Source organism: Stieleria tagensis (assembly GCF_024129865.1).
Taxonomy (GTDB): Bacteria; Planctomycetota; Planctomycetia; order Pirellulales; family Pirellulaceae; genus Stieleria; species Stieleria tagensis.
In genome coordinates this window covers 31325-47826 of the sequence record NZ_JAMYFE010000086.1, presented here as the reverse complement: position 1 = coordinate 47826, position 16502 = coordinate 31325, and the positions used below count along the sequence as shown (strand labels likewise).

Annotated in this window: 12 protein-coding genes; 4 read left to right on the top strand and 8 right to left on the bottom strand. The window is 57.2% G+C overall.

Annotated features, from left to right (window positions below):
• Positions 1-5 precede the first annotated feature (5 nt).
• From NHH03_RS19965 to NHH03_RS19950, 4 genes are all read right to left on the bottom strand, one after another.
• Entirely contained in the window at positions 6-983 is a 978-nt protein-coding gene (locus NHH03_RS19965) for a hypothetical protein (protein ID WP_253158933.1), read from the bottom strand.
• Between the two features lie 197 nt (positions 984-1180).
• Complete coding sequence (locus NHH03_RS19960; protein ID WP_253158931.1) at positions 1181-5683, bottom strand: VWA domain-containing protein; 4503 nt, start codon at positions 5681-5683, stop codon at positions 1181-1183.
• 302 nt (positions 5684-5985) lie between these two features.
• Positions 5986-6474: a hypothetical protein gene (locus NHH03_RS19955; RefSeq protein ID WP_253158929.1), complete on the bottom strand. Its 489-nt coding sequence runs from the start codon at positions 6472-6474 to the stop codon at positions 5986-5988.
• Between the two features lie 347 nt (positions 6475-6821).
• Positions 6822-6959, bottom strand: a complete 138-nt coding sequence (locus NHH03_RS19950) for a hypothetical protein (protein WP_253158927.1) — start codon at positions 6957-6959, stop codon at positions 6822-6824.
• A 319-nt stretch (positions 6960-7278) separates the two neighbouring features.
• Here NHH03_RS19950 and NHH03_RS19945 point away from each other — a divergent pair, with 319 nt between their 5' ends.
• The gene (locus NHH03_RS19945; protein WP_253158925.1) at positions 7279-8196 is read left to right on the top strand and encodes a hypothetical protein; all 918 of its coding nucleotides are present in this window, start codon (positions 7279-7281) and stop codon (positions 8194-8196) included.
• 48 nt (positions 8197-8244) lie between these two features.
• On the opposite strand, the gene NHH03_RS19940 is transcribed toward NHH03_RS19945, so the two are convergent.
• Both NHH03_RS19940 and NHH03_RS19935 read right to left on the bottom strand, forming a co-directional pair.
• Positions 8245-9552, bottom strand: a complete 1308-nt coding sequence (locus NHH03_RS19940; RefSeq protein ID WP_253158923.1) for a DUF1501 domain-containing protein — start codon at positions 9550-9552, stop codon at positions 8245-8247.
• The gene (locus NHH03_RS19935) at positions 9552-11240 is read right to left on the bottom strand and encodes a DUF1549 domain-containing protein (protein WP_253158921.1); all 1689 of its coding nucleotides are present in this window, start codon (positions 11238-11240) and stop codon (positions 9552-9554) included. Before NHH03_RS19935 ends, NHH03_RS19940 begins: the two co-directional genes overlap by 1 nt.
• Positions 11241-11449: 209 nt before the next feature.
• On the opposite strand from NHH03_RS19935, the gene NHH03_RS19930 reads away from it, so the two are divergent.
• On the top strand, positions 11450-12160 hold the full coding sequence (locus tag NHH03_RS19930; protein ID WP_253158919.1) for a class I SAM-dependent methyltransferase: 711 nt from the start codon (positions 11450-11452) through the stop codon (positions 12158-12160).
• A gap of 95 nt (positions 12161-12255) precedes the next feature.
• Here NHH03_RS19930 and NHH03_RS19925 read toward each other — a convergent pair whose 3' ends face one another.
• Both NHH03_RS19925 and NHH03_RS19920 read right to left on the bottom strand, forming a co-directional pair.
• Complete coding sequence (locus NHH03_RS19925) at positions 12256-13374, bottom strand: WD40/YVTN/BNR-like repeat-containing protein (protein WP_253158917.1); 1119 nt, start codon at positions 13372-13374, stop codon at positions 12256-12258.
• A 38-nt stretch (positions 13375-13412) separates the two neighbouring features.
• Complete coding sequence (locus tag NHH03_RS19920) at positions 13413-13682, bottom strand: MoaD/ThiS family protein (protein WP_253158915.1); 270 nt, start codon at positions 13680-13682, stop codon at positions 13413-13415.
• Between the two features lie 329 nt (positions 13683-14011).
• On the opposite strand from NHH03_RS19920, the gene NHH03_RS19915 reads away from it, so the two are divergent.
• A complete protein-coding gene (locus NHH03_RS19915) occupies positions 14012-15364 on the top strand; it encodes a Gfo/Idh/MocA family protein (protein WP_253158913.1) in 1353 nt (450 codons plus the stop codon).
• 27 nt (positions 15365-15391) lie between these two features.
• Positions 15392-16459 (top strand): dipeptidase, encoded by a 1068-nt coding sequence (locus NHH03_RS19910; protein WP_253158911.1) that lies wholly within the window; start codon positions 15392-15394, stop codon positions 16457-16459.
• The last annotated feature ends 43 nt before the right edge of the window (positions 16460-16502 follow it).

Below are 16502 nucleotides of genomic sequence, written 5' to 3'. Positions count from 1 at the left end.
GTTGCTCAACTGGCGGGCGTGATTTTCTTTCCCAGCAAGTTGATGGTGACCGTGGCCTTGCTGTCTTCTTCGGGGATCCAATAGCCATCGCCGACGGTTGTCGGTAGCGTGACGCCATCGGTGAGCGAGTGTTGGTCGTCCAGGTGAGTCGGCAAGGTTTCGATACTGCTGACTTCACAGGGCCGCCCCTTGGCAACGTTCTCGTCGCGCAAAAAGACTTGGATTTCTGCCAGCCCGCCCCCGCTTCCACTCCACTTCATGACTTCGACCGAAACCGTGTCGAACATCACATCGGGCAGACGAATCGGGGTGTTGGGTTGTTTGCGGTTTAGTTTGAGATTCTTTTTTGTCCAGACAACTTTTGAACCGCTCAGCAATTGAAGCGTGACCGAGGTGGTCAAGCGTTGATGAAGTTTTTGGTCCGACGGCAGATTCCAAATCACGATTCCCATTTGGCCGCGGCTGCCATTGAACTTTGATTTCAAGTCAATCAAATCGATTTGCTGTCGATACTTTTCATTGGCATCTGCGATCGCATCGCGATGATTCTTGAGACTCGCTGCGACGGTCGCCTGGTATTGCCGATCGGATTCGTTGCGACTGACGGTGGCTTGCTGTTGGATCGCCATGATCGCGCGTTGATGGTCCGTTTTGGACTGCGCTGTGATGGCGTTGATGGCAGCGGAGTATTCCGCTCGCCCAAACACCTTTCCATCGGCAACCAATTCTTTGGCTTGCCGAAGCTGCTGTTGATAGTGCGCCAACTGGCTGCTCGCCAGTTTATCGGCTTGGTCGCCCAGTCCTTTGTCACGCAGCTGCTGAACGCCTTTTTCGATCCCAGCGGTCGCGTCGGATAGCTGTTTCAGGTACCGCGCTGATTCGTCGGCTTGGGTGGCCGCCTGTTGCGCCAACGAACCGTGGGCGCTGAACAAGAAAAGACCAAGAATAACAATCGTGAAAATCGTCGTGTGGCTGCGGTTCATCAGAATCACCGTCGAAAATTGAACGACCGCCTAAGCGGGGAACTTTCTGGCGGCCATTCTACACGATTTGATTCTGCGAACCGGTGCGGGGTCGTTGCGACCAGGATCTTTGGAACGCTGGCGGGCCCGGTGAGGGGCGACACCGCCAGTGAATGTTCCAAGTGATCCGAATCGATCAACCGTTCGCTAAGGCACCATTAGTTGCCAAAGCCCCCACCGCCACCGCCGATGCCACCACCGCCGCCGCCGATGCCACCACCACCGCCGCCGATGCCACCAGCGCCACCGCCACCTGCGCCGCCGGTTTCACCGTCGACGAAGTTGAAGGTGGAAACGTCACCGATCTGCGAGAAGAACGGTGCCGGCGAGATACGGACGTAGCGTCGATCGGCAGAAATAATCGCCAGGGTCGACATCGTCGCTCCTTCGGGCAACAGCGTGATCTGCGGCTGGAAACCGACAGCATTGCCGCGTCCGAAGAATGGGTTGCCGGCGTTGCCGCCAGTGAACCGCTGGATGTCTTGGTACAGATCGTTCAAGACCTGGTTGGAACTGCTGCCAGGACCAGCGAATTGACCTAGCAACTGGCCATTCAGGTCACGTTGCACATCACGCAGGTGAGCCAATTGAGCGTCACCCAGTTTTTGTTTCCGCTTTCCGTCTTTGACTTCGAAAACGAACAGAGCATTCTTTTCCGTCAGCGGAATCTCTTTGCGAATGAATTTCTGGGCGGGGCGTCCGGCGTCCGTGACGATTTCGACGGTCGCTTGTCCGGTCGACACTTCGCCCCAAACCTTTCGAACCAGCAAACGATACTGGCCGTTGAAGCCTTGCGGGCAAACATAGGTTTCCGAGACAGTGCCGTCGCTGCTTTCGCCTTGGCCGGGATAGGAATCGCCTAGCAAGGTACCGCCGCTGGCACTGGAACGATTTTCCAGCGAGCAAACGGTTCCGCCGGGTTCTTCGACTGCCAAATCAATGTCGGCGTTACCGGTCCAGGAGACGCGGATGACGACATCATGCGAGGCTGCGGTTTTGAGTTCTTCACCGAACTTGGCGGCATCTTCATTGCGACCCGATTCGATCAAGTCCGCATAGGTGCTGCGGGCAAGCAATCGCGCCTTGTCAACGACGGGGCTGAACTCAGCCGGCCAAGCTTGGGACAACACGCCTTTACAGGCCCAGGCGATTGCCGCATGGTCCTGCAAGTGTTCTGCCAATCGCAGTCCCATTACATAGGGTTCACGACGGTTGGAATCCATCTCGGCAACTTGTTTGCACAATCGCAGTGCGGCCGCATCCGAGCCAAGGTCTTCCAATCGACCGGCGACATTCAAAACATCGTCGGGGGTTTCGGCAAAGTCGACTGCGGACAATAGGGCACGTTCGACTTCCGATTTCTCAGCCCCAGTCGCAGTCAATGCAATCGCATAGGCTTGATACATCCATGGCTGAACCTGACCGGCCCGAATTGCCTCGCCAATCACATCTCGCGACTGACCGAACCATTCGACGGCCGCTTCGGTGTCGCCTTTGGATTCAGCCACACCCGCCTTTTGACTCATCAATGCCACGGTTGCTCGAATCCGTTGATCCAAGATCGTGACCTCGCGAACATTGTTCAACGTCACGCCGGCAAAGAATTCCTCCCATGCTTGGGCACGGGTCTGGCCTTCTTTGGCAACCACTTTGATCGGCGTGATCTGATCTTGTTCTGCTTTGGATAGCGTGTCGGCAGGGACCGAGTCGCTTGCAGCGGTTTGACTGGGAGCCGTGGCTGTGGTTTTGGCATTCAGTGCAGCGTTGTCGGGGACGACAAACATGCCGCCACCGCCGCCCATGCCGCCACCCATACCACCGCCCATGCCGCCACCCATGCCGCCGCCCATGCCGCCGCCCATGCCGCCGCCCATGCCACCGCCCATGCCACCGCCCATGCCGCCGCCCATGCCGCCGCCACCAAGGGAGACGATCGGTACGACCAAGTCGCCGACGGGATAGACTTTGGTGACCAAGTTGTCGTCAGCTGCTTCACGCGTGGTGATCTGCATCACTTCGTCTTTGATCAAATACGTCAAATCCAAATCACGCAACATCAGCCGCAGGAAGGAACGCAAGGTGACGTTCTTCAGGTCGATGTTCACGCCTTGGTCGGCATCGATTCCGATTTCTTCCAAGGCACGCGTGTCGATCACGATTGGGATCGCATGTGCGTTGCTGATCGTTGCGATCGCTTCGCTAAGCGGGGTTTCGATGAACGTTTGCGAGGTTTCATCGGACAACGCTGATTCGATGCGGCGTTCGGTTTCGTTGTCACCGACCAATTCAATCGAACCGTATTTTTCCAGACGACGACGGCTGAGTGCCTGCCAAACGTCCGCTTCGGGATACAGGATTGGAGGTTCGTCGACGAACGGGATGTTACTTTTCAAGACCAGCGAAAATGCATCGACGAAGTTACGCTCGCGCATTTCCGTGTAGCGCCGGTCACGATCATAGGTTTGCAATGCCAAGGGGTAGTCGGTGAAGTGACGACCGGCAACCGAATCTTCGGTGATCGAGTCACCGGAAATCGCCGCGAACTTCAGCGATACGTCGCCATCGGCTTCGGTGTAACGTCCTTCATCGATCAACGCATTCATCTGTTGCGACAACGTTTTCAACGTGGCTTCACGACGAAAGGTTTCTTGCAACAATCGAGCGGTGGCTCGTGCGGCTTCGTCTTGAGCGACCAGGTTGGCTTGCTCGGCGGCGAAACGCCCTTCGGCACCACTGGCGCTTTGGATTGCCGATTGCAACTGGCTTTCCAAGTCCTGACGCAGTTTGGGATCGATGTCTGGCAGCGATTGCACGCGTGCCAAAACTGATTTTAACATTCCGGCCACGCCGGTCGGGTCGCTGCGAAGTGCGCGTTCGGCTTGCAGCAACGCCGCGCGAACCTCGGCTCGTAGACGGCCGTTGGCAGCATCTTGTTGAGCCTGGATGCGATCAAGCAATCCACCGCCACGCTCCAGGATTTCGTCGTCGCCGACAATTCTGCGCGAAGGCGGAACATTTGGGAAACGATCGGCCGGTGCCGGCGCTGGTGCCGCTGCAGGGGGCAGTGCCGGTGCAGCTGCGCGTGGTGCAGGAGCGGCGGGAGCGGCCGGTGCCGGTGCAGCAAATGGGTCGTCACCAGCGGGTGCCGCGGGTGCGGGGGCCGCAGGTGCCGGCGTCGCAGACATCGGCGGCTCGCTGAACGGGTCGTCAGCAGCGGGGGCTGCCGGTGCCGGTGTGCTCGGCTCGCTGAAAGGGTCATCACCAGCAGGTGCTGCGGGTGCCGGTGTAGCGTCCGGTTCGTCACCAAAAATGTTGTCGAAGGGAGAATCGTTTTGAATGATCAACGACGTGCCGCTGGCGTTTTTCAATGCTTTGGCCTCTTCATTGTTCGCGTCGGCTTCCAACGCCATTTCGGCAACGGCTTTGGCGCCTTTTTTGTTGCCGCGACGCAAAGCCAGTTTTCCGGCGCGAACCAATTCGTCCGATTGGGTGGCCAATCCATTTGCCGCGTGACGCAGCAGATTGCTACCGGCTGACGGCAATGTCAGGCCTTGGTTCTTTCCAGCCGCGGCGACCAGACCGGGTAGAAATGCAAAATCAGGATGGCTGGTTTCGACCGCAGCATCGGCCGTGATGGTGACGTTTGCTGTCGGCGTGGTGCCACGCAGGACCAATTCGACCGAGTCGGTTTGCTCGCCCAATTGACCGATCAAAATCGAATCGCGATCGACCCGCAGCGGTGGCAGGCGATTGCCCTGGGCGATCGTCATCGACGAGGGCAATTGAGCTTCGTCGATCCAGATTGCTGATCGGGTTGCCGATTCGGTGACTTGACGGGCGATTGCGACCGCAGTGTTGCCGTCGGCTGTGTTCACGACGCCCAGCACACCACCGGTTTGATTGGCCAAAATTGCCATCAATTCGATATTGGCGGTTGGGCCAATGACAACGCTGTGGACGGAAATGTGGTCGGCACGAAGTGCATCGACCAGCCCGGCAAAACGTTGCTGGTTTTCGGTGGCGTCGATGGATGCACCGTCACCGATGTAAATGATCGAGCGAGTGTTGTGTCGGGGGGCAGCCAACAACGGACCACGAACCGCATCGATCACGGCCACCATGTTGGTGTTGCCCAGCGGCAATCGTCGGTTCAAGTTGTCCAAACCCGTTTTGACGGCACTGTCGCCGACGGGGGACAGTGTGGTCGACATGGCGACAGCATCGACATCGGCAGCGAAAATCTGGACGCGGTCGCGCTGACGCAACGTGCCAATGACTTTACCCAACGCGGCCAACGACTCGCGGCGGAATTCGCCCGATTGGCTTGCTGAGGTGTCGACGACGACGATCACGTCGGCGGCCGGTTTCTGAACTTCGCTCAACAACGCATCATCCGCGGACGGCAAAATCGATGCGGCGAAATAGGTCGCCTGATCATCGCCGTCTGCCTGGCTGTGATAGCTGGCTACGCGAACCTGGGCCGAGCTCTCGGTGGAGTCGGCGGCGGTGGCAAAGGACACCATCGGCATCGTCAAAGCCGCAAGGCCGACGAAACGGCGCAAACATTGCGCTGGCGTGAGTGTGAATTTGAGTTGACGTGCGACGTCTCGCATCTGAATTTTCTCCGCGGTGCTTGAAAACAGCCTTCTGACTGTCTTCATCGGAACAACCGTTCTGTTTGCTAAGTTCCAAACCGGCCAAAAATCCAGCATTTTGTGGGTTTCTGGACGATCAAGGGATGAGGGGACGAGATCAATCGGGAAAAATCTCTTTCCAGAGTCTATTTCCGCTAAATTGTTCTCGCTACGAAAAAAAACGCCTTTCGCCCACTCCGTCTAATCCAACCTCCGATTGTATGTGTTGCATTTTGCTACACCTGTATCGGAATTGATCAGCCGGAGTGGACGAAAGACAAGCCAAACCCCGGCAATCAAGGGTTAAACGCGATTCTCGTGCCAAATCATCAGCGTTCGAACTCAAATTTCGAAACCCCGCGAATTTTGCTGGGCAATTGCCCGCGCACGATGACTTCGGTCACCTGCTGTCGATCGGGATCAAACCGCCGACTGCTGCGTTTGTCGGTGAACACTTCCTGTGGCAGCACCAATTGCTCGCCGGGTTGCAGCGGGCTGGCCTGCATCAGCAGATAGCCATCGTTGAGTTCGATTGCCAGATTTCGAATCGGTTGGTCCAAATCACTGCGGATGATCACCACCGGGGTCAAAACGGCCATGCCGCCGCTGACCGTTTCCACCGGTTCGGCCCCCAAGGTGACGGTGACCGGTAGCGGCGGTCCGCCCACACTGTTGGGAAACATGGCGTAGACCGCCAATCCGACGCCAATCATCACGGCAAATGCCGCGATCATCGCCCGCCGTGAGAGCTGGGCCGTGGGCGCCACACGGACGATCTCACGCGGTTCAGAATCCGGATCGGGAGTCGACTCGGTCATGTGATTTGGCTGCTGCGGACGAGCTCGTGGTGCGTCAAAGCCCAAAATCTACGGTTCATCTGTTTACGGCCGACTTGGAAGCCCGCCGTACCCGACGGTCGAACGTTGACGCAGCACTGAGGAGGATTGGTTGTTCAATCAAATGGTTGTGCAATAAAAAAAGCCGGCCGACAAATCGTTAGACCTGTCAGCCGGCAGTTGCTTCGACCCGTCGGCGGCAAAATGGAGCCGCTGGGAGAAACGCGTAAGTCTGAGCGTGCTACTGCACTTGCCGTTGATTGACTTAGGCGAACCCTGAAAATGATCCCTCTGCCGAATTAGATAGATCGAAGCGGGCGAGGCCTTATTCAGACGTCGCCGGGTAAGTGTAGGCCGCTGGCAGCTGACAGCAAGATCAGCATTGCTGCGGCAACCATCCCATCGGCGTTTCCGGACGGTCGACGTGATGGAATCTGGCCACGTTTGACACGGTTTTTGGCTGACATAAACCCGCTTCGCTGCTCTGCAACGCCGACAAAAAAATCCTGTCGCAACTGCTTCAATTCGTCTCTGTACCCAACGGGACATTTTCGTCGCATTTTTTTAAGTCACATCTGACTCGCTGCCACGCTTGGTTGGCTGAGCCCCCCATTGAACGTTTTGAATTTCGGCTTTGATCGTAACCCGACGCGTCAGCGAGGGATTTAGGGTGTTAACGGGATCCCTCGCTCACGCTTCGGGTTACCAAAAACCAGTGCCCCACACAACAACGCAACTTCAATAACTGAACGACCGCCGCCGTTCCACAAATTGGACCCATCAGCAATGAATTTTGTTTCTCAGCGCTGCGACATGACCGCCAAGGGTGTGATCGCGATCGTCGTGATCCTTGGATGGCTCGCACCGACCCTGCATGGTGACGAAGCCCAGAGCGAAAACCTGTTTAGTGAAATCACCATGTCCGAGACCGTTGCGGCTTCGGTCGCCGGAAAAGCGATTCGTGATGACAGTACCCTTCGTATCCTGGGGGCGCGGGGACTGACGCAACTGCTGCAATCAAAACAGATCCAATCCGACACCCAGTCTCAAACGGTCGTCGTCGCAGCGGGTGACCTGGTGACCGGCGGTATTGATTCGGACGAACGATCCCTGTTGTTGTCGGTCGATGCCGAAGCGGGGCAGATCAATCTGCGAATGCCTTTCCGCCAATTCGATTCATCCACCGGACTCGACGGCGAGAGCCTGATGACCCTGTTCAAATCCATCGCCCAACTACCGAGCATCCAATTGTCCGCGACCGAAAACGCGCTGACGCTGCACACCTCGATTGACAATCAACAGGTGACGGTCGACCAACTGCGGACCGCAGCGAAGCGACTGGTGTCCGCTGCCGCGACGATCGCGCCTCCAAAGTCCGCGGTGGAACGAACCACACCGGTGGCGGCTGCCAAAAGCAATACGTTCTCAATTTTGGGGACTTGGTCGGCCAAAACGTCTGCCACCGACGCCTGGGCGATTCGCTTTGACAGCGACAAACAGTTCGTGATGGTGCACACCCGCAACGGCAAGAACTCAGTCTCCAAAGGCAGCTATCAAAGCAGGGACAGCAAACTGGTCATCAGTGAAACCGACGGCGTTACGTTGCAAGGATCCATTGACTGGGTGTCAGCGGAAAAATTTCAATGGACGCTGCAAGACAAAAATGGAAAAGCGCTGACGAAGTTAACCTTTGGCAAGCAGTGAAACCCTGTCGCCTACTTCACTGAGGCCGGCGACAGGACTTGGCTCTTGTTAGCTGTTCAAAATGGCTTGGATCGGTGTGCCTTCGCTGCGTTTGAGCGGTCGGCCGATCGGCGTTTGCAGTTCTTCTTCGAACGGAACATCGAGCGCCGCCAAAATCGTCGCGTGCAAATCACCGACAGTGACCGCATCGGAGACATCTGCCAGTGGTTTGTCGGCATCCAATTTTGGATCCGCAGCGGTGGCCCCATGAACTCCGCCGCGTCGAATCCCAGCCCCGGCGAGAAACGTAGAAAATCCATGTGGCCAATGATCCCGTCCCTCTGCCGCATTGATTTTGGGTGTGCGGCCAAACTCGCCACCGCAGACCACCAGCGTGCTATCGAGCCGTTGTTGTTCCTCCAATCGTCGCAGCATCGCTGCGAGTGCGCGGTCGAGGATCTCGCAGCGGGCTGATTGCAGCGTATGGTTGGTGACGTGTGAGTCCCAGCCCGACAAAGTGATTTCGACGCAGCGGACGCCGACGCCGATCAAGCGTGTCGCCGCCAGGCACCCGCGGCCAAACGGTGTGTCGCCAAAATCATCCAATGTGGATTGGGATTCGTTGGAGACATCAAACGCGCTGACTTGCTCGCTGGACATCATCCGCAGTGCCGCTGCGGTTGACGATTCATGCAGGGTTCGGTTTTGGTCCAGGTCGCGCAGCCGTCCCCGGCGAAATTGATCTTCCAGCCACTTCAGATCGTCCATCCGCCTTGCGAAGCGACCTTCGCTGACACTGGATTTCAAATCGGGGACCGGATTTTGCGGATCGCCCATCTTAAAGGCGTCGTAGATCGGGCCGAGATAGCCACCGCGGGCTGGTGAATTTTCTGGCAGGATGGAAATGTGCCTTGGGATATCCAATTGCGATGGAAACTCATGACACAAAATCGAACCGATCGAGGGATGAACCAATGTCGGATCGGGTCGGTAACCGGTTTTGATGTTGTAGATCGCGCGTTGATGATCGCCCTCTTTACTGGTCACGCTGCGGACGAGACTGCCGAGATGCATTTGTTGGGCGATCTGCGGCAACGTTTCGGCGATTTGCAGATCGGGAACGCTCGTCGAAATCGCTTTGACATCTCCGCCGTAGCGAGTGCCGGGATGTGGATCAAACGTTTCCAATTGACTCGGGCCGCCCTCCATCCACAACAAAATCACACTTTTGGGTTTTCCCGCCGGAGTGATCCCCGTGGCGTCGGCCAACGCCAAATGACTTGCTATCGTCGACAGCATCGCGCCACCGGCAGTGGCACCCAGCAGGGTTCGCCGCGACAGGTGAGCGTGTGGGTCGCAGAGTAAGTGATCGTACATTAGTGGTTCCAAGCAAATTCAGTGCTGTTGGCAAGCGTCCAGAAAAAGTCTTCGATCGTTTCACTGCGTTGATCGCAATTTGCCAGCCGCTGGGCAAAGTAGTCTCGTTCGTGCGCGTGGGGATATCGGTTCAGCACACACAAGAACACGGTGTCCACCGCTTGCCGGTCGTCGGCGGCAAACATGTTGATATGCGACGCTGTGTTCAGGACCGGATTGGAACCTCCGGCTTCGCGAAGCATTTTTCCATTCAGTAACAACAACCGCTGAGGAATGGTGACGCCATCATTGCTGAACTCATTCTCGCCCAAATCACCATAACGTTTCAAAAAATCGTTGATCGAACCAAAGCGAATCAGCTGCACCAGCAACGATGACTGACGATCGATCGATTTGATCCGTGATGCTTGAGCAATGGAGCCGGCAACTTGTTCGGCTCGCAATCGAGTCAGCGGAAACACCGCATGCTGCGACTCGTGCTGCGCCGTGATTTCAAACGTCGCAGTGCTGGCCGCGCGAAACGCGTCGGTTTGAGTGATGATCTGGATCACCCGTCGAATGTTGCGGTGTGTTTGGAAATCATTCACGATCGGATCCAGCATCGCCGGCAGCGGTTCGTCCAGCGGTAGATTATCGACTGATTCGGTGGCAGATTGCCCGAACAACAACGCCCAGAATCGCGACACGGCGGCGCGAGAGAATTGCTGGTTATCGCGATGAGTGACCCAAGCGGCCAAACGCGATCGATCGTCACCCGTTTCGGGCAGCAATTCAGGCGAATACGGTACCGCAGGCGTCACCGCAACTTCCTGGTCGGTGTCCAAGTACTGGTACTGGTAGTCTGCCTGGCCGGTTTGAACACCTTGCAAGCCGCTTGTTTTTGCGGCGCTGTAGAAGGCAGCGAGTTGATGAAAGTCCGACTGCAGGCCTTCGCGCGGGTCATTGGGATCACCCAGGCTGACATTGCCCAAAAAGTCGCTGTGGCATTGCAGACAATCAATTCGTAGTCCCAGGAAGGCGCGGCTGGTCCGGGCCGCCAAGCGAATCGGATCAGGATTGCCATCGTTGCTGTCGAATGTGACGGTCAGAAAATTGACTTCGGGGCGATCCGTCCACAATCCTTCGGCGGTGATCAAATCGCTGACGATGTTGTCGTAGCGTTGGTCGGAAGCCAATTGGTCCGACAACCAATGTCGAAAGCGGCGACGACGATAGACAATGAAGGGGCCTTCGTCGGCGCCGACGATGTATCGTGCCCAACGTTCGGCCCAATAGTCGTGGTACCGCGGATCATTCAACAACCGGTCTAAATGTGTCGCTTCTCGTTCCGATTCGGGCAATGTTTCCAACTGCCGAATCTCCTCCAGCGATATCCCGCTGCCGACCAGCGCCAACGACATCCTTCGGCAAATCGTCAACCAATCTGCCGGCTCGGCTGATGCAAGCCCGCTGTGCAATAATTGCTCGCGCCGCGCTTGGTTGACCGCTAGGATCACTTGCGACAGCGAATCCGTGGACTGCGCATCATCGATCGCGGTGGCACCCAGCTTGGTTTGCTGGGCAGCGACGACTGTGGGGTCAGCGGGTTCGGATGGTTTGGACAGCCCCGAAGCCATGTATCCCAGTGCCACCAGCATCAACAGCCCGAACCAGACCCATTTCGCGATCGTGATCAAGGCGGGTTTCATGGTGTTTTCGGAGGTGGGGGTTGGCTGGCACGGTTAATAGGTACGACGTTATTATCCACTGATGTCAGTCCAGCAGGTGAGTCAATTCGGTATCAATTCGCAACCGAACGACAAATCTTGGCAATCGGCCGACTGATCTTCCAAAATCAACCCAACGTCCGTCGACGGCAGTCGGTGGGGCATAGCAATCAACCCGCGGACGCACCGGTATGTCAGAAACGGACTTTTTCTACGAGGCCTACGACCGCGACGACGTGGCCTATGGCGACGTTCCCTCGCAACCGCTTGCCGCCTACCTGGCCCAGGTCCGGCCGACCGGCCAGGCGCTCGATTTAGGCGCCGGTGCCGGTCGCGACACGATTTCAATGGCCCGCGCGGGTTTGCGAGTGCTGGCGGTCGACCTCAGTTCTCGTGGGGCCCAGCGGATCGCACAGCGGGCCGAATCGGCCGGGGTCGCCGATCGGGTGCAAACCTGTGTGGCCAATGTCTGCAGTCTTGAAATCCAAACCGCCGCCTACGATGTGATCTGCGCCACCACGGTGCTGGACCACGTGCCGGCCTCCGACGCGGCACGTGTCTGGGCAAAAATGGTTCACGGATTAAATGCCGGCGGAGTGATCTACGTCGAAGTCCATACGACCGAAGATCCGGGCTGTGATGTGGCTCCGGGCTGCCACAGTGACGCGCCGACCAGCGAGACCGCCGGCGCGGTGATCAATTATTTTGCGCCGAACCAATTGGTCGATTGGGCAACCGCAGCCGAATCGCAGCTACGCGTGTTGCGTTACGAAGAACGTTTGGAATGGGACTACACACACGGACCGGAGCACCAACACGGCAAAGCCATTTTGCTGGCTGTGAAATCCGGCACGCATCCCAACTGGTACGGCCAGCCCGCGGCCTTTCCACGCCGCGAGTGAACCCAACGGTATTTTGACGATGCGCTTCATTTGGAAAGGCGATTTAGCGCAACGTCAAGACTTTGGTCATTGGATCAGATGGCCCTGACAATGCACTAGCCGCCGAATCGGACCACGTAGATTTGTGGCAGATTGCCGTTGACCAGATCCCACTGATCGCCGCGGTTGTCGCTGGTCCATAGCCCGCCGGTCGACGACCCCATCGCCAACGATTGACCGGATGCATCAACGTCCAAGCCGTGACGAAAAACGATGTCGTAACAATGTTCTTGGGGCAACCCGCTGCGCAGGGTTTGGAAACTGGCGCCTTGGTCGTCGGTTCGCGTCACCACCAATTGCGCGTCGCAGGGCACCCGGCATTCATCTTTCACCGCCGGCACAAACCAAGCCGTTTGATCGTCGTTGGGGTCGGTACAGACGGCGAACCCGAACGTCGATGGGCCGGCTGATTCGATTTCGCGATAATGGTTTGATCCATCGGTGGATAAGAAAATGCCGTTGTGATGTTGAACCCACATCACGTCTGGATTGGATCGACAGCACGCGAGTCGGTGTGCGTCTTGAATTTCTTGTTTGAATTGCTCGTCCGGCGGCATGAATTCCGCCCGCAGTCCTTTGCCAATCAAACTCCACGACTCGCCGGCATCTTTGGTTTCCCAAATCCCACCGCAGGAAACGCCCAGGGTGACGTGCCGGCTATCACGGGGGTCGACACAGATCGAATGGATGCCGGGTTCATCTTTGCCACCGCCGAACCATTGCATTCGTTCGTCACGTTGCCAAAGTGATTCGTTCAATTCCCAGGTTTCACCGTTGTCGGGTGAATAGAACAGGCCGCCTGGGATCGTTCCCGCCCACAGACCGTTGGGGCGGTCATGGCCGGCGGTTTCCAATGCCCAAACCTCGGACAAACTCGCGGGCTTGGTGGACGGCGGGACGTTGGGGTCAAAGGACGGCATTGCGATCACCGCGCCGCTGGGATAAACCGGTACGGCGACTTCTTCCCAATGGTTGCCGCCATCGTCGCTGCGGTGCAGTTTGCTGCCGAAGTGGCCAAGCGTTAACGACGCATACAGCACATCGCTACGCGGATCGTGCAACAGCATCGTCACGGTGTGTCCCAAGAAATCGACACGGTCAATCGTCCAACCCGATCGCCCACGCCGCAACGTGAACAGTCCTTTCCGAGTTCCCAAGTGCAAGGTTTCTGACATGAAACAGATCCATCCACCAAAAGAGTTCGTTTGCTGTATTACCCGCCCGAGAGCGCTTGCATCACATAGACTTGGCTGTTGGGGCCCAACGGCGTGTCCAGATTCTCACGTTGATGTAACAACTGACCATCAATGAAGACTGCCACATGTTTGCGAATGCAATCTTGGTCATCCAGAATATAGCCACGGGCTTGAGGATTGCGTTTAAAAACCACGTCAAACAATTCGCGAATCGTTGCCGCCTCCAAAGTTTCCGTCGGACAGTCGACATGCTGTGCCAACTGAGATGTAAATTCAACGGTCACCATCAAAGTTCTTCCAGAAATCGTTGTGCGAGCAATTGACCGATACCGTCTTGTCACGTTTTTAGCGTGGGCCGGACCCACGAATGTCACTTTGAAGCCAGCGCTTTTATGGTAACCCGAAGCGTGAGCGAGGGATTTAGGTTGTTGCCGGGATCCCTCGCTGACGCGTCGGGTTACCAAAACCAATGCCTGACGCAATATCGCAACTTCAACGATTGTAGCTAGCCTGTTCGAGACCGGAAAGTTTGCTGCGTCCGCAACGGTCCGGCGGCGATTGATATGGTAGCCTATCACCCCGCACCCGCCCCCTTACCTCTCCGCGAGCCCGCCTGATGAATCGTTTTGGAAATCTGGATCGCCGTCAATTCATCGCCGCGGGCGCTGCGGCAACTGCCGCCGCCTCGCTTTCGATCCCGCGGCAGGTCTATTCAGCTGCCACCGACCGAATGAAGGTCGCGTTCATTGGTGTTGGTGGTCGCGGTGGAAGGAATTTGCAAACGATCGCAAACACCGGTGGCGTGGATGTCGTCGCGGTCTGTGACGTCGACACCCGTTTTGCCGATCATGCCGCCGAGCAATATCCGGGCGCCCAAACCTTTCAAGACTATCGCCGGCTGTACGACGCCGTCGGACAACAGATCGATGCGGTCGTGGTCAGCACCACCGAACACACGCATGCGTTTGCAACGATGCCCGCACTGAAACTGGGCAAACACGTCTACTGTGAAAAACCGCTTGCTTACAACATTGATGAAACCCGGCGAATCACTCAGGCCGCAGCGGACGCCGGGGTCGTCACACAGATGGGCACTCAGATTCATGCCGGTGACAACTACCACCGCGTCGTGGAACTGATTCAGTCCGGTGCAATCGGCGATGTCAGCGAAGCCCATGTCTGGGTCTCGCGAGCTTGGGGTTTGCAAACCAAAGCCGAAGCGGAACAGCACAAGGATCGATTGTTTGTTGATCATCGACCAACTGAATCGATGACACCCCCAAAGCACATCGATTGGGATCTGTGGCTGGGGCCGGCGCCAGCGCGACCCTATCACGAAGTCTACTTTCCCGGCCCCAACTGGTACCGCTGGTGGGATTTTGGCAACGGCACGATGTCTGATCTGGGCAGCCATTGGAATGATCTGCCCTATTGGGCGCTGAATCTGGACGCGCCGCAGAGTGTGCAGGCATTTGGTCCGCCGCCGCATCCCGAGATCGCTCCGGCGTCCATGAAAGCGGTTTATGAATACGGGGCACGCGGGGATCGGCCCGCGCTGCAACTGACTTGGTACCAGGGTACGGAAAAGCCCCTGGCGTGGAGCAGTGGGCAGATTCCGCAGTGGCCCAGCGGCGTGCTGTTTGTCGGCAGCAAAGGCATGTTGTTGTCGGACTACAACAAGAACCTGCTGTTGCCCGAGCAACAGTTCGCCGATTTTGAAGCCCCCAAACCCTTTGTCCCCGATTCGCCTGGCCAGCACGAGCAGTGGGTTTTGACGTGCCAAGGTCAAGGCAAAACCGCCAGCCCGTTTTCCTATGCAGGTCCGTTGACCGAAGCCAATCATTTGGGCAACGTCGCGTTTCGCGTCGGGGAAAAAATTCGTTGGGATGCCGCGGGCATGCGCTGTATCGATTGTCCCACCGCCGATCCGTTTATTCGCCGGGAACCTCGATCCGGTTGGTCGCTCTAGGGCCGCCTCGGTTAGGAAGACCATCACATGCTGATCTTTGATGCCCACCTGGACCTCAGCCTAAACGCGCTGACCTACAATCGTGATCTGAGGATGTCGATCGCTGACATCCGCAGCAACGAACGTGGTTTGAACGATTTGGGTGGCCGCGGCCACGGCACCGTCTGCTTTCCTGAACTTCGGGCTGCCGGTGTCGGTATCTGTGTTGCCACACAACTGGCCGGATGCATGAAACCCGCGGCAGCAGGCGGCGGCTGGAATAGTCCCGAACAGGCATGGGCGATGACTCAGGGCCAACTGGCCTGGTATCGCGCAATGGAAACCGATGGGCAATTGCTGTCGATTCGAAATCGCAGTGACTTACGATCCCATTTGGCGGCGTGGGCGGATGATCCGGTCAACACTCCGATCGGCTACGTCCTTAGTCTGGAAGGTGCCGATTCGATTCGGACGTTAGATGATTTACCGGCGGCCTATGAACAGGGACTGCGTGCGATTGGGCCGGCGCACTACGGCGTTGGTCGCTACGCGTTGGGACACGACCAATCCGGCCCCTTGTCGATCCAAGGTCGCGAACTGATTCGGCAAATGGATCAGCTGGGAATCATTTTGGATGTCACCCATCTGTGCGAAGAAACGTTTTGGGACGCGTTGGATTGTTTTCAGGGGACGGTCTGGGCCAGTCACCATAATTGTCGTGCTCTGGTCGACGATCCACGGCAGTTGAGCGATCAGCAGATCCAGGCGCTCGCTGAGCGGGATGCCGTGATCGGCATCGCGTTTGACATTTGGATGGGGGTACCCAACTGGATGCGTGGTCAAACCAGCCATGACAATCGACCGGGAGCGGATTTGGCGGCACTTGCCAACCATGTCGATCATGTTTGCCAACTGCTGGGAACGACCCAGCACGTTGGCATTGGAACGGATCTCGATGGTGGCTATGGAACGGAACAGACCCCTGCGGATCTCGACACCATCGCTGATCTGAATCAATTCATCGCCATTCTGCGGCGCCGCGGTTACAGCGACGATGATCTTCAGGGGATCAGCCACGGCAACTTTATTCGTCTGCTCGATCGCACCTGGGATTGAGAATGGATTGTCCGATTGAAATCACTGAAACGCCCAGGAGAAT